This is a genomic window from Pseudomonas sp. MT3 (assembly GCF_054720805.1).
The window spans coordinates 48,288-68,920 of the sequence record NZ_JBTVPY010000027.1; the positions used below are offsets into that span (position 1 = coordinate 48,288).

19 protein-coding genes are annotated in these 20,633 nt (G+C 66.4%); 5 read left to right on the forward strand and 14 right to left on the reverse strand.

Annotated elements, in window-relative coordinates:
• Position 1: 1 nt before the first annotated feature.
• The 5 genes from ACYCAX_RS22900 to ACYCAX_RS22920 form a co-directional block, all read right to left on the reverse strand.
• Entirely contained in the window at positions 2-799 is a 798-nt protein-coding gene (locus tag ACYCAX_RS22900) for an SDR family oxidoreductase (RefSeq protein WP_460248903.1), read from the reverse strand.
• Positions 786-1,472 carry a TenA family transcriptional regulator gene (locus ACYCAX_RS22905; protein WP_015477719.1) on the reverse strand — a complete coding sequence of 229 codons (687 nt, stop codon included), beginning with the start codon at positions 1,470-1,472 and terminating at the stop codon, positions 786-788. The genes ACYCAX_RS22900 and ACYCAX_RS22905 overlap by 14 nt, the downstream gene beginning before the upstream one ends.
• 10 nt (positions 1,473-1,482) lie before the next feature.
• Positions 1,483-2,949, reverse strand: a complete 1,467-nt coding sequence (locus ACYCAX_RS22910) for an AMP-binding protein (RefSeq protein WP_460248904.1) — start codon at positions 2,947-2,949, stop codon at positions 1,483-1,485.
• Positions 2,939-3,622 carry a thermostable hemolysin gene (locus tag ACYCAX_RS22915; protein ID WP_460248905.1) on the reverse strand — a complete coding sequence of 228 codons (684 nt, stop codon included), beginning with the start codon at positions 3,620-3,622 and terminating at the stop codon, positions 2,939-2,941. Before ACYCAX_RS22915 ends, ACYCAX_RS22910 begins: the two co-directional genes overlap by 11 nt.
• Positions 3,623-3,699: 77 nt before the next feature.
• Entirely contained in the window at positions 3,700-4,605 is a 906-nt protein-coding gene (locus ACYCAX_RS22920; protein ID WP_460248906.1) for a LysR family transcriptional regulator, read from the reverse strand.
• A gap of 101 nt (positions 4,606-4,706) precedes the next feature.
• Here ACYCAX_RS22920 and ACYCAX_RS22925 point away from each other — a divergent pair, with 101 nt between their 5' ends.
• From ACYCAX_RS22925 to ycaC, 3 genes are all read left to right on the forward strand, one after another.
• The gene (locus ACYCAX_RS22925) at positions 4,707-5,573 is read left to right on the forward strand and encodes a pirin family protein (RefSeq protein ID WP_460248907.1); all 867 of its coding nucleotides are present in this window, start codon (positions 4,707-4,709) and stop codon (positions 5,571-5,573) included.
• A 111-nt stretch (positions 5,574-5,684) separates the two neighbouring features.
• Positions 5,685-6,371 (forward strand): hydrolase, encoded by a 687-nt coding sequence (locus tag ACYCAX_RS22930; protein ID WP_015477714.1) that lies wholly within the window; start codon positions 5,685-5,687, stop codon positions 6,369-6,371.
• A gap of 58 nt (positions 6,372-6,429) precedes the next feature.
• Positions 6,430-7,056 carry an isochorismate family cysteine hydrolase YcaC gene (gene ycaC, locus ACYCAX_RS22935; RefSeq protein ID WP_015477713.1) on the forward strand — a complete coding sequence of 209 codons (627 nt, stop codon included), beginning with the start codon at positions 6,430-6,432 and terminating at the stop codon, positions 7,054-7,056.
• 119 nt (positions 7,057-7,175) lie between these two features.
• Here ycaC and ACYCAX_RS22940 read toward each other — a convergent pair whose 3' ends face one another.
• On the reverse strand, positions 7,176-8,723 hold the full coding sequence (locus ACYCAX_RS22940) for a GGDEF domain-containing protein (protein ID WP_460248908.1): 1,548 nt from the start codon (positions 8,721-8,723) through the stop codon (positions 7,176-7,178).
• Positions 8,724-9,149: 426 nt separating this feature from the next.
• Here ACYCAX_RS22940 and ACYCAX_RS22945 point away from each other — a divergent pair, with 426 nt between their 5' ends.
• Positions 9,150-9,788, forward strand: coding sequence for a DUF2268 domain-containing putative Zn-dependent protease (locus ACYCAX_RS22945; RefSeq protein WP_157883332.1), 639 nt, complete (start codon positions 9,150-9,152; stop codon positions 9,786-9,788).
• 378 nt (positions 9,789-10,166) lie between these two features.
• Positions 10,167-10,562 carry a DUF4280 domain-containing protein gene (locus ACYCAX_RS22950; RefSeq protein ID WP_015477710.1) on the forward strand — a complete coding sequence of 132 codons (396 nt, stop codon included), beginning with the start codon at positions 10,167-10,169 and terminating at the stop codon, positions 10,560-10,562.
• A 36-nt stretch (positions 10,563-10,598) separates the two neighbouring features.
• Here ACYCAX_RS22950 and ACYCAX_RS22955 read toward each other — a convergent pair whose 3' ends face one another.
• From ACYCAX_RS22955 to tssE, 8 genes are all read right to left on the reverse strand, one after another.
• A complete protein-coding gene (locus tag ACYCAX_RS22955) occupies positions 10,599-11,501 on the reverse strand; it encodes a hypothetical protein (protein WP_460248909.1) in 903 nt (300 codons plus the stop codon).
• A 63-nt stretch (positions 11,502-11,564) separates the two neighbouring features.
• Positions 11,565-12,104: a toxin-antitoxin system YwqK family antitoxin gene (locus tag ACYCAX_RS22960; RefSeq protein WP_460248910.1), complete on the reverse strand. Its 540-nt coding sequence runs from the start codon at positions 12,102-12,104 to the stop codon at positions 11,565-11,567.
• A gap of 10 nt (positions 12,105-12,114) precedes the next feature.
• The gene (locus ACYCAX_RS22965) at positions 12,115-14,121 is read right to left on the reverse strand and encodes a type VI secretion system Vgr family protein (RefSeq protein ID WP_460248912.1); all 2,007 of its coding nucleotides are present in this window, start codon (positions 14,119-14,121) and stop codon (positions 12,115-12,117) included.
• 86 nt (positions 14,122-14,207) lie between these two features.
• Positions 14,208-14,843: a hypothetical protein gene (locus tag ACYCAX_RS22970; protein ID WP_294976440.1), complete on the reverse strand. Its 636-nt coding sequence runs from the start codon at positions 14,841-14,843 to the stop codon at positions 14,208-14,210.
• Between the two features lie 24 nt (positions 14,844-14,867).
• The gene (gene tssH / locus ACYCAX_RS22975; RefSeq protein WP_460248914.1) at positions 14,868-17,417 is read right to left on the reverse strand and encodes a type VI secretion system ATPase TssH; all 2,550 of its coding nucleotides are present in this window, start codon (positions 17,415-17,417) and stop codon (positions 14,868-14,870) included.
• Positions 17,417-18,430 carry a type VI secretion system baseplate subunit TssG gene (tssG, locus tag ACYCAX_RS22980; RefSeq protein WP_460248915.1) on the reverse strand — a complete coding sequence of 338 codons (1,014 nt, stop codon included), beginning with the start codon at positions 18,428-18,430 and terminating at the stop codon, positions 17,417-17,419. The genes tssH and tssG overlap by 1 nt, the downstream gene beginning before the upstream one ends.
• Positions 18,394-20,220: a type VI secretion system baseplate subunit TssF gene (gene tssF, locus ACYCAX_RS22985; RefSeq protein WP_460248917.1), complete on the reverse strand. Its 1,827-nt coding sequence runs from the start codon at positions 20,218-20,220 to the stop codon at positions 18,394-18,396. Before tssF ends, tssG begins: the two co-directional genes overlap by 37 nt.
• Positions 20,204-20,632 carry a type VI secretion system baseplate subunit TssE gene (gene tssE, locus ACYCAX_RS22990; RefSeq protein ID WP_294976452.1) on the reverse strand — a complete coding sequence of 143 codons (429 nt, stop codon included), beginning with the start codon at positions 20,630-20,632 and terminating at the stop codon, positions 20,204-20,206. The genes tssF and tssE overlap by 17 nt, the downstream gene beginning before the upstream one ends.
• Between the last annotated feature and the right edge of the window lies 1 nt (position 20,633).

Sequence of the window (20,633 nt, forward strand, 5' to 3'; positions counted from 1 at the left end):
GTCAGGGCTGCTGCCCGTGGCGGCTGTGACGGCGGATCAGCGGCAATTGCTTGCGCAGCGCGCGGTCGACGATGCCGGGCAGCATACCGTTGATGCGTACGAAGAGTTTTTCCGGCCAGCCCAGGTACAGCTCGCTGCGCTTGTGCTCGATGGCCGAGAGCACGGCTCGGGCGACGTCGCGGGGATCGTCGGTGCTGGCCTTCAACGCCTCGTTCAGCGCCATCGCCGCCGCGCTGTTCATGCCGGTGCGGGTGGCGCGCGGGGCGACGTAGAGCACGTCTACCGAGGTGTCCGCCAGCTCGCGGCGCAAGGCCTCGGAGAATCCGCGCAGGGCGAACTTGCTGGCGCAGTAGACCGCATAGCCCGGATAGCCGATGGAGCCGTAGATGGAGCCGACGTTGACCACCAGCGCGTGGGGCTGTTCACGCAGTATCGGCAGCAGCAGGCGGGTGAGGTGCAGGGTGGCAGCTATGTTCAGCTCGAGCATGTCGTCCAGGCGCGACTCGTCCAACTGGTCGAGCATGGCGAACTGGTTGACCCCGGCGGCGTTGATCAGCAGGTTGATCCCGTCGCCGCGCCGCAGGCTGTCCAGCAGCGCGTGGCGATCGCCGCCCAGGCGCAGGTCGGCGGCCTGCCAGCGCAGGCGCTCGGGGTAGCGACGCATCAGTTCGTCCAGCGCCCCGGCATGACGGCTGACCGCCAGCACCTGGGCGCCGGCCGCGCAGAGCTGTTCGGCCAGTTGCAGGCCGATGCCGCCGCTGGCGCCGGTGAGTACCACGCGGCATTCAGGCAGGCGCATGCTGCACCTCGTCCTGCTGCGCCTGGGCGCGCGGCAGGCCACGGAACATGTCGGCGTACAGGCGGTAGACGACCTTCGCCGCATGGATCACCGCGTCCTGGTCGGCCGGGTCTTCCAGGCGGTTCATCAGGCGCCGGTAGGTCTGCATGTGATCCTGGTCCAGCGTGCCGTGGGAACTGAGATAGCTGAAGGCTTCCGGGGGCAGGCCGAGGCTGCCGCGGATGGTGTCGGCGGCCTGGGTGGCGAGGGCGATGCTGGTGCCTTCGAGCACGTTGACCATGCCGAACAGCCCCACCGGGTTGCCACGCTGGATGAGGTCATAGAGGAAGGCCACCATCAGCTCGATGGCCAGCGAAGGGCGGCCGGTGCGCACGGCCTCCGGGTCGCCGCCGCAGGCCGCGATGTCGTCGAGAATCCAGCGCTCGTGGCCGTATTCTTCGTCGATGTACTCGCACACCGCGCCGCGCAGCCATTCCAGGTGGGCGGGCAGGCGCGCGCCGCAGGCCATCATCAGCGGCACGGTGTGGCGGACGTGGTGGTAGGCCTGGGACAGGAAGGCGACGTAGCCCTCCAGGCTGACGCTGCCGGACAACGCCTCGCGGATCACCGGGACGCTGAACAGCGCCTCGCGCTCCTGGGCGGTGGTCGACTGCAGGGTGTCGAAAAAGGACATGGGGCAAACCTCACTCGGTAACCATTGCGGAAAGGATTTCGCGATACTGCTCGAGGATGGCCATGCGGCGCGGACGACCGTTGGCGGTGAGCAGGCCGCTGGCGCTGCTGAAGGGTTCGGGCAGTCGCGCCCAGCGGTGTACCCGGGCGTAGTCCGGCAACTGCTCGTTGCACTGGCGCACCGCCTGCTCCAGAACCTGGTCGGTGCAGGCCGGGTCGACCGGCCAGAGCAGCGCCAGGTTCTGGTGCAGGCCTTCGCCGTGGACGAAGGCCTGGAGCACCACGCCGTTCTGCGTCAGCTCGGCTTCGATCCATTCCGGGTTGACGTTGCGTCCGAAGCTGGTGATGAACTGGTTCTTCTTGCGCCCGGCGAGGTAGAGGTAGCCGTCCTCGTCGAAGCGGCCGAGGTCGCCGGTGGGCCACCACTGGCCGAGGTGCGGCGGCTCGCCGAGGTAGCCGAGCAGGGATGAGCCGCTGACCAGGACCTCTCCATCGTCGGCCAGCTTTACCTGGACGTGGGGCAGGGGGCGGCCCACGCTGCCCGGACGCACCGCGCCGGGACGGTTCAGGCAGACCACCGAGGCGCACTCGGAGAGCCCGTAGCCCTCGTATACCGGCAGCCCTACGGCAGCGGCGCGCCGTAGCAGCGAGGGCGCCACCCGCGCGCCGCCCACGGCGACGAACTTCAGCGGGCCGGGACGCATCACGCCGCGCTCGATGGCGGTCACCAGGCCGAGCAGCAGTTGCGGCACCAGGATCAGGCTTTGCGCGCCGCTCAGGGCGATGCTGGCGAGCAGGCGCTTCCAGTCCACGCTGCTCGATCCCCCCAGGCCCAACTGTTCGCCGGGCAGCAGGGTCAGGGTGGCGCCGGCACAGAGGGCGGCGTACAGCCCGAGATTTTCCAGCAGCACCGCCAGCGGCAGGATCGCCAGGTAGTGGCTGGGCTCGGTGGGCCGGCTGGCGGTCTCCAGTTCGCGGGCCACGCGGAGCATGGCGCCGGCGTCCAGGCATACGCCCCTGGGCGTGCCGGTGCTGCCGGAAGTGTAGGTGATCTTCGCCGTTCCCAGGGGCAGGCCGGCGTCCACCACGGCCGGGCGGTACCAGAAGGTTTCGCCGTGGCTGAAGCCGTTGCCGCGCAGTTCGTCTTCCAGGCGCGGCTCGACCAGAGCCAGGCTCGCCTGGCTCTGCATCAGGCAGTGGGCACGCTGGGCGGGGCTGAAGAAGGGCGGCAGGAGGAGGCAGGGGCGTTCGCTGAACAGCGCGGCCAGGTCCCAGATCAGCGCATCCGGGCCGTTGTCCAGCGCCAGGGCGAGGGCGCCGGTCGGCTGCGCGGCGAGGTGCGCGGTGCGCAGCTCCACGGCTTCCAGCAACTGCGCATAGCTGTAGCGCTGCGTCGCGCCGCGCAGCGCCAGGCGTTCGCCCTGGTCGCGGGCGAGGTGGCGCAGGTGATGCCGGAAGTCTTCCAGTTCAGGCCGCATGCTCGTGTCTCGCGCAGTAGGGCAGCGCCGGGAAGCCCAGGCGCTGGTACGTCCCGCTGTTCTCCAGTTGTTCATGGCCGTAGCGGATGCTGCCGGCGAACACCTGCGGATGCTGCTCGTAGTAGCTGCCCCAGTCGGCCAGGTCGCCGTTCAGGCGCTGCGGGTCCGCCTGCGCCAGTACCGTCGGTTCCAGTCCCAGGCGGTGGAAGCTGTTGATCAGCGTCGCCGCGCCGGTGAAGGCGACCCAGCGCAACCCGCGCGCGGCCAGCAGCCAGGTCACCGCGGCGATGATCAGGCGCGCGCTGCCGGCGTTGCGGGCGGCCAGGTTGCCCACTTCCACCAGCTCGTGGCGTGGCACGTTGTAACCGGCGATGCGCGACACCGGGCCTTCCAGCGGCTCATCCAGGTAGTGTTCGAGGAACAGCGATTCCTGCGCCGCCAGGCGCATGCCGACGACCGCCACCAGCGCGCCGTGGCGGTCGCGCAGGCTGAGCAGTTCGGGCAGGTACTGGTGCACGTCGGCATGGTGGACACGGTCGAAGCGCTCATGCACGAACGCTTCGACCTCGTGCCGCTGCGGGTCGTCACCGTCGACCAGGCGCAGACTCGCAAGGTGCGTGTCGCGCGGGCCGAAACGGAACGGGAACAGCGACTCCCATTCGGATCGGGTCATGGCTTCCCCCCTCTGGAGCTCATTCATGGGGAGAGTATTCGCGGCGAATCTGAATGCAGTCTGAAGATGTGCGAGGTCTACGCCATGTCGCTGTGCTCGAACGCGTTCGCGAGGAAGTCCAGCAGCGCCCGCACCGATGGCAGCAGCCCGCGCCGCGAGGGGAACACGGCATGGACTATCCCGGTGCGCGGCGCCCAGTCGGGCAGCAGGTTGATCAGGCCGCCGTCGTTGAGGTCGTCGCTTACCACCACCGCCGGCAGGTGCGCCGCGCCGACGCCGGCCAGCGCGGCCTGGCGCAGCGCCAGCAGGTCGTCGGTGACCAGCCGGGGATGGTGGCGCACCTGGGCGCTGGCGCCCTTGGGGCCGTCCAGCTGCCAGTGGTATTCGCGTTGCACCGAGCCCCAGTGCAGGGTCGGCAGCGCCGCCACGTCGGCGGGGATCGGCCGCGCCGTCAGCCGCTCGCGCAATGCCGGCGCGCCCACCACGCACTGGCGGCTCTCGCCCAGCACCTTCATGACCAGGTCGCTGCTCTCCAGCGGCGGGAAGCGTACCCGCAGGGCGATGTCGACTCCTTCCTGGATCATGTCCACCTGGCGGTTGGTGGCTTCGACATGCAGCGCCACCAGCGGGTGCTCGACCATGAAGCGCGCCAGCATCGGCCCGACCCAGAAGTTCAGCAGGGCGGTGGGGCAGCTCAGCCGTACCACGCCCTGCGGCTCGGAGCGGTGACGCTCGATCACCTCGGCCGCGCCTTCGGCTTCCACCAGCATCGCCAGGCAGTGGCGGTAGTACTCCTGGCCGATCTCGGTCACCGAGAAGTGCCGGGTGGAACGTTGGATCAGGCGTACGCCCAGGCGCTCTTCCAATGAGGCGATGCGCCGGCTGAGCTTCGACTTGGGCTGGTCCAGGGCGCGCCCGGCGGGTGCGAATCCGCCGTGCTCGACGACCTGGGCGAAGTAGTAGAGATCGTTGAGGTCTTCCATTTCAGTGTTCTCCAGATGGAACTCTGAGGTGAATTATCGCTGTCTACCGGCAATATTGTTGCAGTTCTATCGTGTCTCCCATGCACTACAGGAGGCACCCCATGAAACAGATTCTCGGTATCTACAGCGCACCCCGCCCGCATTGGGTCGGCGATGGCTTCCCGGTCCGCTCGCTGTTCTCCTACGACAACCTGGGCGAACACCTTAGCCCCTTCCTGCTGCTGGACCATGCCGGTCCCCATCACTTCACCCCCAGCAGCAGCCCGCGCGGCGTCGGCCAGCACCCGCACCGCGGTTTCGAGACGGTGACCATTGTCTACCAGGGCGAACTGGAGCACCGCGACTCCAGTGGCGGCGGCGGGCGCATCGGCCCCGGCGACGTGCAGTGGATGACGGCCGGTGACGGCATTCTCCACGAGGAGTTCCACTCGCCGGACTTCAGCCGCACGGGCGGTACGCTGCACATGGCGCAGTTGTGGGTGAACCTTCCGGCGAGCGACAAGCGTACCGCGCCGGCCTACCAGACGCTGCTGGCGGCGGACATCCCGCAGATCGAACTGCCCGATGGCGCCGGCACCCTGCGGGTGATCGCCGGGCGCTATGGCAACGCGGCGGGGCCGGCCCATACCTTCAGTCCGCTGGATGTCTGGGACATGCGCCTGAATCCGGGCCGCCCGCTGGACCTGCGGGTCACGCCGGGACGCAACACCGCCCTGGTCGTCCTGCGCGGCAGCGTGCGCCTGGGTGGCGCTGAAAGCCTGCGTGAAGGGCAACTGGCGCTGTTCGACCGGCGCGGCGACAGCCTGCTGCTGGAAGCCGACAGCGACGCCCTGGTCCTGCTGCTCAGCGGCGAGGCCCTGAACGAGCCGATCGTCGGCTACGGGCCCTTCGTGATGAACAGCGACAGCGAGATCCGCGAGGCCATCGACGACTTCCGCGAAGGTCGCTTCGGTCAACTGAGTCACTGAGTCACTGAGTGTCATATCCCAGACTTGGCGGGCGCCTAGTCTGGGTCATCTTCCGCGCCGCAATGCGCGGGCCACAGCGGGCCGGAAGGGCCCCTTCGAGGAGAAACCAACATGAGCAACTTCTCTCAGATCGCCAATTTCAACGGTCAGCGTCCGGTGATCGATCCCGACGACACCGCCATGCTGCTCATCGACCACCAGAGCGGTCTGTTCCAGACGGTCAAGGACATGCCGATGACCGAGTTGCGCAACAACGCCATCACCCTGGCGAAGATCGCCACCCTGGCGAAGATCCCGGTCATCACCACCGCCTCGGTGCCGCAGGGCCCTAACGGCCCGCTGATCCCGGAGATCCACGAAGCCGCGCCGCACGCCCAGTACGTGGCGCGCAAGGGCGAGATCAACGCCTGGGACAACCCCGAGTTCGTCGCCGCGGTCGAGAAGACCGGCAAGAAGACCCTGGTCATCGCCGGCACCATCACCAGCGTGTGCATGGCGTTCCCGGCCATCGCCGCGGTCAATGCCGGTTATCGGGTTTTCGCCGTGATCGACGCGTCCGGCACCTACTCCAAGGCGGCCCAGGAAATCACCCTGGCCCGCGTGGTGCAGGCCGGCGTGGTGCCGATGGACACCGCCGCGGTGGCTTCCGAGATCCAGCGTACCTGGAATCGTCCCGATGCAGCCCAATGGGCCGAAGCCTATAGCCTAATCTTCCCTCACTACCAGCTGCTGATCGAAAGCTACGCGAAGGCGCAGCAGGTAGTGACCGAGCACGAAGTGCTGGACTCGCAGCGCTGAGTCCAACCCCTGGCCCGGCGCTTACGCCGGGCTTCCCACCTGTAAACGAGGAGTCGCCATGAGCAAGCCCTACGTCCGTCTCGACAAGTCCCAGGCCGCCGTACTGCTGGTCGATCACCAGGCCGGTCTGCTCTCGCTGGTTCGTGATATCGAACCGGACAAGTTCAAGAACAACGTCCTGGCCCTGGCCGACCTGGCCAAGTACTTCAAGCTCCCGACCGTCCTTACCACCAGCTTCGAAACCGGCCCCAACGGCCCGCTGGTGCCGGAGCTCAAGGAAATGTTCCCCGATGCGCCCTATATCGCCCGCCCCGGCAACATCAATGCCTGGGACAACGAAGACTTCGTCAAGGCGGTCAAGGCCACCGGCAAGAAGCAACTGATCATCGCCGGCGTGGTCACCGAGGTGTGCGTGGCCTTCCCGGCGCTCTCGGCACTGGAAGAAGGCTTCGATGTGTTCGTCGTGGCGGACGCTTCGGGCACCTTCAACGAAGTTACCCGCGACGCCGCCTGGCGCCGCATGGAAGCCGCTGGCGCGCAGATGATGACCTGGTTCGGCGTGGCCTGTGAGCTGCACCGCGACTGGCGCAACGACATCGAAGGGCTGGCCGCGCTGTTCTCCAATCACATCCCGGACTACCGCAACCTGATCACCGCCTACAGTACGCTGACCGCGAACAAGTAAGGCGGCCCTTCCGGGCGCCGCACGTGCAAGTGCGGTGCCCGGTTCCGGCGCTCCGGCCGGCTGTGCAGAGCCGGCCGGAGCGCCAGAGCTTATTACCCCGCACTCATGGCGCTTGCGGCTCAGTCGGCGACGACCCGGTTGCGGCCCATCTGCTTGGCGCGATACAGGCGCTCGTCGGCGGTCTTCAGCACGGCATCCGGCTCGCCGTCACCCTGGGCGACGCCAATGGAGAGGGTCAGGTGCCCGATCTGCGGCACCTCGGCGGCTTCGACGGCCCCGCGAATGCGCTCGGCGATGCCGCCCGCGGTTTCCAGCGGGGTGTCCGGCAGCAGCAGGATGAACTCCTCGCCGCCCGATCGACAGGCCAGGTCCTCGCTGCGCGAATACTGCTGGAGGACCGCCGCGACCTGCTTCAGCGCCTCATCCCCCGCGTCGTGGCCGTAGGTGTCGTTGACCCGCTTGAAGTGATCGATATCCAGCGCCAGCACCGAATACTGGCGCTGGGTCTGTTGCAGCAGCGCCAGTGCCGTGTCCAGCGCCCGCCGGTTGGTCAGGCCGGTCAGCGGGTCGCTTTGCGCTTCATGGCTGAGCCGGCCCAGCTTCTGCTGCAGCAGCTGCACGCTGGTCAGCAGCGCCTGGCGTATGGCGGAGGCCTCCGCATACCAGGCATTCACCTGGCGCAACTGCCCGGTAGTCTCCGGGGCCGACAGGTGATTCGCGCTCTTGGCCAGTTCCCGCAGTGGCCGGCTGATCAGCGCCACCCCCAGCCAGATGATCACCAGGCCCACCAGGCTCGCCGGGATGATGTCGAGGAGCATGGCGATCATCAGTTGGTGCAGCGGCGCGAGCGTGCGTTCCCGCGGCTGCTGTGCCACTACCGCCCAGTTGGCGTCGGGCACCGGCGCATAGCCGGCGAGCATCGGGACGCCCCGGTAGTTGATGATCGACGCGGTGCCGCTTTCGCCGCGCAGCGCGGCATCCACCGTGGCGCTCTTGCCCAGCACCTCGCCGAGCCGGGAGTGCTCGGGATGATAGAGCAGGCGCCGGTTGCTGTCGGTGACGAAGGCGTAGGTGCCGTCGTGGTGGAAGTGGCTGCTGATGATGGAGTGCAGCACGCTTGGCTTGAGGATGTACACCGAACCGCCCACCACGCCGAGGAACTCCCCCGAGGGGCCGATGATCGGCTGGGAGATGAATACCACCAGGTTTCCCGCCACCGATACGTAGGCCTGGCTGACCAGCGGCCGGCGCTCCTTCAGCGCCTGCAGGATGCCCACCGAGCGCAGCGTGGTGCCGACGATCTGCAGCGCGTCCGGGTAGGCCTGCAGCACCCGGCCGTCGGCGTCGACGATGGCGATGGAGTTGAAGTACGAGTCCTGCGCCTGCAGTCGCACGGCCTCGGCCCGGATGACAGCCGGGTCGTCCATGTTCCGGGACAGGATCTCGGTGCTGTAGCGCAGGTGACGGTGCGCCGACTGGAAGAACTCGCCGATGCCGGAGGCGACTTTCGCGGCGTAGGCATTGTTGGCCTCCAGCGCAGAATGGATCAGCGCCTCGCGTTGCACCCGGTAGGCGACGAGCAGGCTGTTGCACAGCGTGGCCAGGGTCGTCAGCAGCACGAAGACCAGGATCAGGCCGCGCAAGGTGATGGAGCGGCGCCTGATCATGCCGCTCGCCACTCCGGCGGAGCGCTGATGAGTCTGGGGAAATCGGTGACGGGTGTCTCTGTCGCGCTGTTCGCGGGTTGGGTCATGGAAATGCTCGGATCCGGTCGGGTCGGGAGGCGCCGCCATGCGGGGACGCCTTGCAGAGCATAGGCAAGTGTTGGCGGATGGTCATGAGGGATGTTTCAGAGAACGTGGCGAGTGAGGGGGATGTGCTTGTTCATGCTTGCCGGATTTTGGCTCGGAGCGATCATTGAGTCTTCTCAACCTGAAGTCACTAGTCGAGAGCAAGGTCCAAATGTTCTGTGACGGATGCTCGCGAAAAGGGTTTACGCCTCCTGGCTCGGGGGCAAAACTGTCGCTTCGAGAATCATGGAGGAGATGAAAGTGTCCAGGTGGAAAATACACTGGCTTGAGGCGGAAGGGCCTTTGGAAGACATCAAGGGGGATGTCACTGCTGCCGTCGGAATCGCGCAGGAAGTCCTGGGCAGGCACGCAGGACACCAGCCGCTGGACATTCTGGTGCAGCAACGAGCTGGGGAAGTGATTCCGGAAATCGGAGTCCTGGGAGTCGCCCAGCGTAAGTCACTGTTCAGCTTGTCTGTCGACACACTTAATCCGAATTTCGCCAGCTCTCTGGTTGACGGCACATTGAGCCGCCATGTCGCCCATGAGGCCCATCACTGCTATCGAATGGCTGGTCCCGGTTATGGGCGTACCTTGGGAGAGGCGCTGGTCAGCGAGGGGCTTGCCGGCCAATTCGTGAGCAGGACATTCGCCAGCGCCCCGGAACTCTGGGAATGCGCGATATCGCTCACTGAGCTGCTGCGCTACCTTCCGCGCCCAGAAGAACTGCATTCGACCAACTACGATCACGCGTCGTGGTTCTTCGGTACGAGCCCCCAACGGCCTCGATGGCTGGGATACAGCCTTGGGTACCAGATCGTCGCCCACTGGATCGAGAAGGTGTGCCCGTCCGAGCCACATCGATGGATACAGGTATCGGCGAATGAGGTGCTTGAGAGCGGACTGGCTGCGCTCTACCAGATGGATCTTCAAGGAGTCTGAGGTTCCCAGTGGGGATGATTTGGGGGATGGCCTTACCTGGGCAAAGCCTCATCGTTAGTCCGCATATGGCCGGATGTGCGAGCGGCAGTCTTGACCTTATCGGTCACGGGGATTTCTGAACGGTGTGTTGCAGCCTGAACCAGGTGATCGGAGACAGGAAATGGCTTGCCAGCGACTGTCTCTGTCGTCGCGAGCGTGACTCTCGGTGGTGTAGTGTGGGCGTATGTACTACTGGTGGTGGGGGCTGGGGCTGGGGCTGAGTGGCGAAAGCCCCGGCTGATGGGCGTGCGGGCTGCCTGCGCAGCCAGGTGCTGTTCGGAGCGCGTGGCATGGCGTCGGGGCGCGGACATCGGACTTTCGTCGCGTGAGGTGATTTTCATGGGCTGTCCCCAGGTTTGTAGCGGTGCAACCCTGCAGTGCAGCTTCGGCGTGGCGCCGTCGATGCTCAACGTGTTGCCGGTCAACCGTACGTTGTCGAGCGGCATGCCGGCGGCCAATCTGCAGGATCACATTCCCCTGGTGAACATCCTGCCCTTCGGCATGTGCAGCAGTCTCGCCAACCCGACGGTGGCGGCGGCCACGGCGGCGGCACTTGGCGTGCTGACGCCCATGCCCTGCATACCGGCCACGGCGTCGCCCTGGATACCTGGCGGCCCGCCCACGATGCTGCTGGGGGGCATGCCGGCGCTGGACTCGAACGGTACCTTGATGTGCAACTGGGGCGGGGTGATCAAGGTGCTGATGCCGGGGCAGGTGCAGATGCTGATTCCCTGACCTGATCGAGGACATGTGTCGCGATAATCGGCTTGCTTAAAGGCCGTCATCGTCGGGAAGTGGGGTTGCTACGGCCAGGCCGAAGCGCAGGAATTCCCTGATCAGATCCACCGCCGCCAGAAAGTCATCGGCATCGGCGTGGATCTGTGCTCGCTGCAACATGCTCAGCGCGGCAGCCTTTGCTGTCGGGTTGACGGGCATGGAAGCCTCCATGCGGGTCTTGTACTTGAGGTAGCGCGCCTTGGCGTATTGCTGCCAGAGCGCAGCGTCCTCCTCCCAAGGAGGCGGTACCTGCTCGAGGTTGCGGTAGAACAGGACCGGTGTCTTCAGTCGTTTCTGCTCACGATAGACCGCACGTAGTTCAGACGTCGTGACCGGAACGGCCGTGCCTCCGCCACGCATCATGTCGTTGCTCTTATAGGCTTCCTTGTGAACGATCTGGCGCATGCGATCGCCTTGCAGACTGTCCAGCACGAAGTGAATCTTCGCCCGCGTACCGAGGGCCTGGGCCAGGTTCAGGACACCGAACTTGCAGGAGCGGCGAATTCTTTGCAGGGCCAGCAGGTCGTAGTCTCGCGCAGTGGGGATGCTGGATTCCTTTGTTCGTTGCTGCGAAGTCAGAGTGGTGGGTTTGCTGGAGGAGGGATGATCAAAGAATGCATTGACGTAACGGGTGGCGCGCTCTCGTGGCAACGTCTCCGCTATCCCGGCAATGGTCTGCAAGACCCCTGGTCTCTCGTCGAAAGGTAGAAAGGTGGTGTTGTTGTACTGGTCGATCGTGACCCATACATCGTCAAAGACGGCTTTCAGCGCAGCCTTACCGGTGCTGGAGGCATCATAGAGAATCTCTGCTGCATTTTTGTACTTCTTCCGGTCTTCGCGATCGCCGTAGATAACGTCGCCATCGATGAATGAGAAATTGTCGATGAACTTGGGCATACCGACCTCCGGTGTACATTGTGTCGTCCAACGGTGTTGTTACGTACCCGAGGGCCACTGTGCCTATCCTTCGGGCACTCCGCGCTCGAACCACCAGCGCAGCCGCGAGATTGGCTTGCCGTTGTCGTCCAGCGGCCGGCCGTCTTCGGCGAACGCGCGCGGCTGCTCCAGTGGTGCGCCCTTGAGGTAGCGGGTTTCCTGGGCTAACTGGCCATTGCCGTGGAAGCGACGGAAGGGGCCGTCCTGTACGCCTTCACGGTAAAAAGCCTGTTCGGCGAGAGTGCCGTCGGCCAGGTAGCTGCAGGCTTCGCCATGCATCAGTCCGTCGCGGTAGTTGACCTTGCGCTGTAGCCAGCCTTCGGCGACGAAGAAGCGCGCCTCGCCGTGCAGCCGCCCACGGACATAGGGCAGCTGCGCGCTGATGCGGCCGTTGGGGTGGTAGAGCGTGCCGGTGCCGTGCAGTTCGCCGTCGCGATAGTCGAGGCTGGCCTGGGGGCGGCCGTGCTCGCTGATGCGCAATGGACCTTCCAGTTCGCCGTCCTGCAGGCGGCCCTGCAGGGTGCTGTTGCCGCGCTTGAGGTCCAGGGTTCCGCTGTTGGCCATGTCGTTGTCCTCAGTTGACCTTCACCAGGCCGCCCTTGAGGGTCAGCATGCCGCCGCCGTCCACCGTCTGCTCGGCGCTGGCCTTGTTGGTGAGGCTGACGCCGGCGTCGTTGGTCAGGGTGGTGCCGGCCTTGTTGGTCAGGGAGGTGCCCGCCTGGTTGGTGAGTGACGTTCCGGCCTTGCTGGTCAGCGAGGCGCCGGCCTGGGCGGCAAGATCGGCGTCGGTCTTGAGCGTCAGGCTGCCGCCGCTCTGCAGGGTAAGGGTGCCGCTGACCTTGATGGTGAGGTTGCCATCCACCGTCAGCTCGAAGTTGCCGCTGACCTGGTGGCTGTAGTTGCCGCCGGTGCTGTGGGTCTGGTCGGCGCCGACCTTCACGGTGCGGGTGTCCTTCACGTCCAGCGTGTCGCTGCCGGTCTGGATGGTCACGCTGCGCTTGCCCTTTTCCAGGGTGACGGTCTCGTCGCCTTCCTTCACCGTGCGGGTGCGGGCGTTCTGCACCGTGAGCGTCTCGTCGTGGCCGATGGTGGCGGCGCTGTCGTTGAGCACGTTCACCTTCATGTCCTTCTGCGCCTGCAGGAAGACTTCCTCGGCGTCCTTCTTGTCCTCGAAGCGCAGTTCATTGAAGCCGCCGCCACCTTTCGAGGAATTGGTCTTGATACCCGACTGCGTCTGGTTGTCCGGCAGCGCATAGGGCAAGGCGTTGTCGCCGTTGTAGACGCAGCCGGTGACCAGCGGACGGTCCGGGTCGCCGTCGATGAAGGTGACGATCACCTCCTGGCCGATGCGCGGGATGAACTGCATGCCGAAGCCCTTGCCGCTCCACGGCAGCACCACGCGCACCCAGCAGGACGAGGCCTCGTCGTTCTTGCCCTGCAGGTCCCAGGGGAACTGGATCTTGATGCGGCCGTACTGGTCGGTCCAGATTTCCTCGCCGGCCTTGCCCACCACCTTGGCCGTCTGGGCGTGCATGCGCGGCTTGGGCGTGGTGCGGGGAGGGCGGTAGGCGGTGGCCTTGGGGATGGCCTCGAAGCGATTGCAGTAGTGGTCGTGGTCGGCCTCATGGGTCACCGAGGTCAGCACCCAGTCGATGTTCAGCGCGGCGTCGTCATGCCCGGTGAGGGTGAACCAGTGCCCCGGCACCAGCCAGCGGCAGTCGCTCTCGCCGATCAGGCGCTTCTCCTGGCTGCGCAGGCCGTCCACGCGCAGCTTGGTCAGCGCATCGCCGCGGGCCTTGGCGGTGTAGCCGCCGGGGTGCTCGTACTGCGTGCGCGGCCCGGCTTCTGCCTGGGCTTGCGAGTAGAGTGAAGTGGTGGGCGTGGTGAACTCGTAGTCGGTGGCGCTGTAGGTCCCGGCCACCGCCTGCAGACAGTACTGCGCCGAACGGATGCCGTGCACCTCGCGCACGCCGATTTCCTGGCCCAGGTAGGGCACCTTCGGTCCGTTGGGAATGGGTGGAAAGGCATCGTTGCTGTCCGCCAGCACCAGGGTGTGCTTGCCCTCTTCGTGGGTGAAGAACCAGAAGATGCCTTCCTCCTCCAGCAGCCGCGAGACGAAGGCGAAATCACTCTCGGCGTACTGCACGCAGTATTCGCGGGGCTCGTAGCTGCCCGTCAGCGACAGCTTGAAGTCGGTGAAGCCGTGGGACTTGAAGATCGTGGTGACGATGTCGCTGGTGGCGAGGTTCTGGAAGACACGGTTGTTGCTGGCCAGGGTCAGCCACCAGAGCCAGGGGCGCAGGACCAGTTGATAGCGGTCGGAGGTGGCGTCGGCGGGGAGTTGGTGGATTTCGGCGAGCAGGGCGTCGAGGGGGCGTTGATTGGCGTCGTTGTGCAGGGTGGTGGTGAGGTGGCTGGCTATGGCGCCGGGCAGCGCCAGTGGATTGCTGCTGAAGCCAAGCAGGTTCAACTGGGTGAGATCGTTCAGCGCCTCCTGCCCGGTAATACGCTGCGGGTAGAGATCCGCCAGCGCCGAGGCGTTCAGGAAGAAGCTGGTGGTGGTATCGGTGGGACGGGGCATCGAAGTCCTTGGCTAATCATGTCGTTGCTGGATTATCGAGCTCCAGATGTGCGTGTTTTTGCTGAGCCTATCTGCGCGGAACACGCTCAGACCTCTCCCGGAGCAGGTTTTGAAAGTCCCTCGATAGCATTTTCCAGAATTTTTTCCAGTTCGCCCTGGCCGTATGATTCACAGCTTTTTATGCAGCTTTTAACAAGTTTCTGTTCGCGGATTAAATTGTACTGATTAATGACGGCAACTGTCCCGCCAGCAGTGTTGAGGTAATTGGTGAACTTGATGGCTGCCAATGCGGTTGCACAAGCAGCGGGATGCCTGAATTGCAGGGCTGCTCGAGTGAGTGTCCCCAGGTGATTCATGGCCATATATTTGATCGCTACGGCTGAAGCCATTCCGCCTAGTTGATAGACGATTTGGGATTTTATTTCATTATCCATTCGATTTATCGTTGTTTGGCCGAGATATGGAACCTTGGAGACATACCATCCGAACCCGGAATAAGTCAGGGCGTTTTGGCCTCCGAGGGCATATCCTATACCTGCGCAGAACATGTTTTTGAAGCCGGGATATATGTTTTTATTTATCTCTTGAAGATGTTGTATGGTTATTATTTTTGGCGCGAGAAATCCATTTTTGAAGCTTGCCCAGTAGTCTGGGGTGAACCAGAAATAACGTTTTACGTTTGAGTTTATGCTTTGAATGGACCAGCCCTTGTTGTCGCACATTTAACGTATCCTTATGCTTTTCAGTTATCCCAGCACCCACTCCGCCAACTTCCCCGTCACTTCCGCCATCAACACATTTTCAATATCCCGCGCCCCCGCCGAACTGCACTTGGCGAGCACCGCCTTGACGATCGCCGGGTCGAAGTCGAATTGCTTGCCGGTAGCCGCCTTGTAGCGCTCGCGCAGCTTCTCCAGCTTCGCGACGACGATTCCTTCCAGCGTCGCTTCCTCCAGCGGCCGGTAGGGCACCACCGTCATGCGCGCCAGGAAGGCGGCGCGGAAGGCTTGCAGCAGCACCTTGCGCAGGCGTTCGTCGAAGGTGGGCGTAGCGATCTGTTCCGAAGGGGTGTCCAGCAGCAGTTCGGCGCCGACGTTGCTGGTGGCGAGGATCACGGTGTTCTTGAAGTCCACCACCAGGCCGGTGCCGTCCTCCATCACGCCCTTGTCGAAGACGTTGTAGAAGGCTTCCAGCACGTCGGGGTGGGCCTTCTCGATTTCGTCCAGCAGCACCACCGAGTAGGGCCGGCGGCGCACGGCCTCGGTGAGCACGCCGCCGCTGCCGTAGCCGACGTAGCCGGGCGGGGCGCCCTTGAGCTGGCTGACGGTGTGGGCTTCCTGGTATTCGGAAAGGTTGATGCTGATGAGGTTGCGCTCGCCGCCGTAGAGGGCGTCGGCCAGGGCGTAGGCGGTTTCGGTCTTGCCCACGCCGGTGGGGCCGAGCAGGAGGAACACGCCCACCGGCTTGGCCGGGTCGGTGAGACCGGCGCGGTAGGCCTGGATGCGCTGGGCGATGGTGCCCAGCGACGCTTCCTGGCCCATCACCCGCTGGCTCATGCGTTGCGCCAGGGTGCGGATGGCGTGGGCCTCGTCGGCGAGCATCTTGCCCACCGGGATGCCGGTCCAGCCGGCGATCACCGCGGCCACGGTCTTCGAGTCGACCTGTTCGGGCACCAGCGGGTCGTCCTCGCGAATGGCGTCGAGGCCGGCTTCCAGGCGCGCCAGCTCGGCGGCCAGATGATCGATGCGGCCGTCGAGTTCCTCGTCGGGCTTGGCGGCGTCGGCGCTTTCGCTCAGGGTCAGTAGTTCGCGGCGCGATTGCAGCAGCTCGCGCACCGCCTCGCGTTCCTCGCCCCAGCGTTTTTCCAGGGCGCGGATGGCGGCGAGGTTGTCCACCGATTCCTGTTCCAGGCTGGTGATGCGCGTGCTGTGGTCCAGGCCGGTGGCCTGTTCGCGGCGCAGGCGTTGCAGCTCTTCTTCTGCCGCCAGTTCGCGGTGGCGCAGGTTTTCCAGTGCCGGCGGGACGTCGTGCTGGGCCAGGGCGACGCGGGCACAGGCGGTGTCCAGCACGCTGATGGCCTTGTCCGGCAACTGGCGGCCGGAGATGTAGCGGTGCGAGAGCTTCACCGCGTCGTGGATGGCCACGTCCAGCACCTGCACGCCGTGGTGCTGTTCGAGCTTGGCGGCAACGCCGCGCAGCATGTCGACGGCGGTGGCCTCGTCCGGTTCCTCGACCTGCACCAGCTGGAAGCGCCGGGCCAGCGCCGGGTCCTTCTCGAAGTACTTCTTGTATTCCAGCCAGGTGGTGGCGGCGAGGGTGCGCAGCTCGCCACGGGCCAGCGCCGGCTTGAGCAGGTTGGCGGCATCGCTGCCGCCTTCCGCGCCGCCGGCGCCGATCAGGGTGTGGGCCTCGTCGATGAACAGGATGATCGGCTGCTCGCTGCTGCGCACTGCGTCGATCACGCCTTTCAGGCGCTGCTCGAACTCGCCCTTGACCCCGGCGCCGGCCTGCAGCAGGCCGAGGTCGAGTACGCGCAGAATCACGCCTTGCAGCGGAGGTGGCACTTCCCCGGCGGCGATGCGCAGGGCCAGGCCTTCCACTACGGCGGTCTTGCCGACGCCGGGCGCACCGACGAGGATCGGGTTGTTCTGCCGGCGGCGCAGGAGGATGTCCACGCACTGGCGGATCTCGCCGTCGCGCCCGACGATGGGGTCGATGCGCCCGGCGTGGGCGTCGGCGGTGAGGTCCTGGGTGTATTGGTCGAGCACGCTGTCCTGGGCCGCCGCGTTGGCGGGTTTCGTCTTGTCCGGAGTGCGTGCGCCGGGTGGCTGTTCGCGGGAGCCTTCAGTCCATTCCAGGAGTTTTTCCCGCAGCGTTTCGTGGGGAATGCGCAGCAGCGACGAGGCGCTGTTGAGCAGCAGGGCGCGGCGTTCCTCGCGGTCGAGCAGGGCGAGCAGCAGCAGCCCGGAGCGGATCGTCGGCTGGCCGAGCACGCTGGTCTGCACCACCGCGTCTTCCAGCAGGCCGATGGTTTGCGTGGAGAGTGCCGGGGTGCGCGTGCTGCCGATGCGGAACAGCTCCAGCGCGGTGTTGATCTCGCCCACCAATTGGTCGCGCTCGAGGCCGAAGCGCGGCAGCAGCCGGGCGAGGTCGCCGCCGTCGATGTCCAGCAGTTCCAGCAGCAGGTGCTCGATCTCGACGTAGTGATGGGTGCGTTGCAGGCAGCGCTGCGCGGCGCGCTCCAGGGCGCGTCGGGATTCGGGATTGAGGCGGCCGATCAGGTTGGCGAGGTCCATCAGGGCATCTCCGCGTGGCGCAGGGTCAGGTCGATGGGCTGCACGGCGCCGCCGCTGCGGCGCAGGCCGGTGTTCCAGTTCAGCCGTGGGGCATTGCCGCGACCGAGGGCGAGCGGCCCGCTGGCGCGCACCAGCAGGCGCAGCCGGCAGTCGAGGTCGGGGCCGAAGTACAGCGCGCACAGATGTGCCAGCAATGGATAGGCGGCACCATCGGGGAGGAAGTGCCGGGCGGTGGTTTCGTCCAGCGGGCCGAGGCGCAGGTGGAAGCCGGCGTGCTCGTCCCAGACGCGGGTACCGGCGATGGCGTCGCGGCCCAGCCCGAGGTTGGCGCCGCCGCGCTTCAGCATGCTGCGCCTGGCCGGGGGGATCTCGCGCCAGGCGCCGGCATAGGCTTCGCACTGGGCGGGAATGCCGAACTGTTCGCGGAGCATGACGGCGAAGCCGACCAGTGAGCGGCGATTGCCGGCGAAGTGCGCACTGCGGGCGAGGATGCTGGCGTCGGGTAGCGGGCCGCGCTCGTGCAGGGCCGCAGGCAGCAGGCCGACCAGGGCGCGCAGCGGCTGCCGCAGGGGAGCCTCTGCCGGTGCCTGGAAGCCCACGGCCAGCCGGTGCTTGCGCAGCACCCGGTAGAGCAGGCTGAGCAGGCGGTGCTGGAACAGGTCGAGGAACTCGCCAGGCGCATGATCCTTCTGCCGTGTGCGCTGCTGCAGCCACTCCTGGTAAGCGTAGGGCAGGGCGCCGTCGGCCCCGCCCAGGCCGAAGATGGAGGTGCTCAGCAGCGGCCGGCCGTCCTCGTCTTCCAGTGCATCGATCTGGCTGGGGGCGAAGACCGGCGTCAGCGGCCCGCGCAGGCGCAGCGCTTCGGCATCCGGACGGCTACCGTGGCCCAGGGGCGTTGCCTGGGGTTGTTCGTGCTCCAGCAGGAGCAGGGCCTGCAGCCACTCGAAACGATGCGGCTCGGCGCGCAGGCGCCGGCTCAGAGAGTGATGGGCTGGCCGGCCTGGGGTTGCCATCGGCAAATCTCCTGGTCCGATTGCACCAGCACCGTGCGCACGAAGCGGTTGGCGTTGGCGTACAGCGAGAAGAACTGCGCGAGCACGGCACTGAACAGCACCGCGCTGGCGCCGACGAAGGCCTGGCGTTCAAGGTGCACGCGCACTTCCAGGCCGTTGCGCCAGCCGCGCCAGGCGTCGCTGCCGACATGGTCGACCACGCGCTCGCAATCCAGCGCCACCAGTCCCTCGATCTGGCGCGAGGCGAGTTTGTCTTCGCTGAAATCGTGCAGCGCGAGGATTTCCCGCAGGGCGTCAAGGGCCTGCGGACCCTCCACCAGGGATAGGTGGTTGAGCGTCAGTTGCGAGACCAGTTGCCAGCGCGAGGGGCCGTCCAGGGCTGGCTGGGATTGCCGGCTCGGCGCCCGCAGCAAGGTGGCGCGGGCCACCGGGCCGGGCCGTTCGAAGGACAGTTCGGTGCCCGCCGGCAGGTATTCGGCCAGGCTGCGGTTGGTGCACAGCAGTTCGGCGCTGAGGCTGTACTGCGGAGTCTCTTCCAGCGGTTGCAGGCCGGCGTCGACCAGGCTCAGCAACAGGTCGCTGCCGCGCCGGTTGGGTGTCATGCCCTCGACTCGCCGTGCGTGCCAGTAGAGGCCGAATGCGCCGGGGCGGTGCTGGGTGCCGTGGTAGGGCGCGACCTCGACCACGCCCTGCGGGGTGCTGGCGCGCAGCGAGCGGATGCTGTGGATTTCCACCGAGTTCTCGCGGTGGGCGTCGGCGACCAGCCGGTATTCGCTGCGCGTACCGTCCGGCCGCAGCGGCTCGGAGGTGCGCGGGAACAGGTTGATCGCCGGCACGCAGCCCAGCGCCAGGTCGCTGGCCTGCAGGGTCAGGCGGGCGGGGGCGGGGCGATCGAAGAGGATGTAGAGATACAGCTGCTCGCCGCTGGCGCGCAGGCCGTGCAGCGGCACGTCGAAGAAGGCGAACTTGTCGGGGAAGGCGAAGTACTCGGCGAGCAGGCGCAAGCCGGGGTGGACGCGGTCGTCCTCGGGCAGCAGGGCCTGTTCGGCGGCGAAGCCGACCCGTTGCGGCAGGCCGGCAAGGCGTTGCGGTTCGGCGCCCTCGACCTTGGCGATGAGGCCGCAGGCATGGGCGCCGAGCAGGTCGTAGAGGGCGGCCTTGGCGACGGCGTTGGCGGTCAGGTGGATGCGCAGGCTGTCGATGCCCAGTGCCGCCCAGCCGTCCTTGTCGAGGCAGCGCAGGTCGAGACGCAGGGCGGAGCGGATGCCGGCGACGCCGGTGGCGGCCTGGGCTTCTTCGGCTCCCAGCAGCACGGCCTCGGCGATGCGCAGCGGCCACAGCGTGACTTCGTCGGCGGTGCGCCAGTGCAGGGTCTGGCCGCGCAGCTCGTCGGGCAGTTCGATGCGCTCCTGGCCCGGCACGCTGACGAACAGTGGCGTGCCGCGTGGCAGGCGGTAGCCGGCGTTCAGCTTGCCCTTGGCCGGGTCCGGCTCGAAACGCACCACGGCGCAGGAGGGCAGGGGCCGCAGGGCGAGGGGGTAGAGCTGTTCCAGCAGGGCGTCGCTGAACTGCGCGTAATCGTCGTCCAGGCGCCGTTGCAGGCGCGCGACGAGCAGCGCGAAGCCTTCCAGCAGGCGCTCGACGTGCGGGTCGCCACACTCGCCGGGGCCCAGTTCCAGGCGTCGCGCCACCTTGGGATAGCGCGCGGCGAATCCGGCGCCGGCGTGGCGCAGCCAGGTCAGTTCGCGCTGGTAGTAATCCAGCAGTTCGGCGTCAATCGAGTCGCTCATGGCGTACTTCCAGTGTTCCGCCAACGGGGATGAGTTCGAACAGCAGCGGTGCGCGGCTGGTGTCCTGGCGCAGGTTGCCGAGCAGGCGCACGCGCAGGCGCTGCGGGTGCAGCGGGTCGGCGTCGACCACCACTTCGCTCAGCCCCAGGCGTGGTTCGAAGCGGGTCACCGCGCGACGGATTTCCCGTGCCAGGTGCAGGCGGTCGGCTTCGCGGCGGGCTTGCAGGGCGGTCCAGTCGGCGATGCCGTAGGCGAGGATACCGATGCCATTGCCGGCCGGGCTGCGGCTGTTGAGCAGGCGCGACAGTTCCTGCGCGACCGAGGCCGCCAATGCGCGGCTGTCGAAGGTCGGGTCCGCCCCTCCGGAGTCGGCGAGGCGGTCCAGCAGCGGAGGCCGACCGATGCTTTGCAAG

Excerpts from the sequence above, each read along its gene's own strand:
- ACYCAX_RS22930 (WP_015477714.1), top strand. The coding sequence starts at position 5,685 with ATGAGCAACTTCTCTCAGATCGCCAATTTCAACGGTCAGCGTCCGGTG.
- tssF (WP_460248917.1), bottom strand. The coding sequence starts at position 20,220 with ATGAGCGACTCGATTGACGCCGAACTGCTGGATTACTACCAGCGCGAA.
- tssH (WP_460248914.1), bottom strand. The coding sequence starts at position 17,417 with ATGGACCTCGCCAACCTGATCGGCCGCCTCAATCCCGAATCCCGACGC.
- ACYCAX_RS22905 (WP_015477719.1), bottom strand. The coding sequence starts at position 1,472 with ATGTCCTTTTTCGACACCCTGCAGTCGACCACCGCCCAGGAGCGCGAG.
- ACYCAX_RS22910 (WP_460248904.1), bottom strand. The coding sequence starts at position 2,949 with ATGCGGCCTGAACTGGAAGACTTCCGGCATCACCTGCGCCACCTCGCC.
- ACYCAX_RS22970 (WP_294976440.1), bottom strand. The coding sequence starts at position 14,843 with ATGTGCGACAACAAGGGCTGGTCCATTCAAAGCATAAACTCAAACGTA.
- ACYCAX_RS22965 (WP_460248912.1), bottom strand. The coding sequence starts at position 14,121 with ATGCCCCGTCCCACCGATACCACCACCAGCTTCTTCCTGAACGCCTCG.
- ACYCAX_RS22940 (WP_460248908.1), bottom strand. The coding sequence starts at position 8,723 with ATGATCAGGCGCCGCTCCATCACCTTGCGCGGCCTGATCCTGGTCTTC.
- ACYCAX_RS22925 (WP_460248907.1), top strand. The coding sequence starts at position 4,707 with ATGAAACAGATTCTCGGTATCTACAGCGCACCCCGCCCGCATTGGGTC.
- ACYCAX_RS22960 (WP_460248910.1), bottom strand. The coding sequence starts at position 12,104 with ATGGCCAACAGCGGAACCCTGGACCTCAAGCGCGGCAACAGCACCCTG.
- ACYCAX_RS22950 (WP_015477710.1), top strand. The coding sequence starts at position 10,167 with ATGGGCTGTCCCCAGGTTTGTAGCGGTGCAACCCTGCAGTGCAGCTTC.
- ACYCAX_RS22915 (WP_460248905.1), bottom strand. The coding sequence starts at position 3,622 with ATGACCCGATCCGAATGGGAGTCGCTGTTCCCGTTCCGTTTCGGCCCG.
- tssG (WP_460248915.1), bottom strand. The coding sequence starts at position 18,430 with ATGGCAACCCCAGGCCGGCCAGCCCATCACTCTCTGAGCCGGCGCCTG.
- ACYCAX_RS22900 (WP_460248903.1), bottom strand. The coding sequence starts at position 799 with ATGCGCCTGCCTGAATGCCGCGTGGTACTCACCGGCGCCAGCGGCGGC.
- ACYCAX_RS22920 (WP_460248906.1), bottom strand. The coding sequence starts at position 4,605 with ATGGAAGACCTCAACGATCTCTACTACTTCGCCCAGGTCGTCGAGCAC.
- ycaC (WP_015477713.1), top strand. The coding sequence starts at position 6,430 with ATGAGCAAGCCCTACGTCCGTCTCGACAAGTCCCAGGCCGCCGTACTG.
- ACYCAX_RS22955 (WP_460248909.1), bottom strand. The coding sequence starts at position 11,501 with ATGCCCAAGTTCATCGACAATTTCTCATTCATCGATGGCGACGTTATC.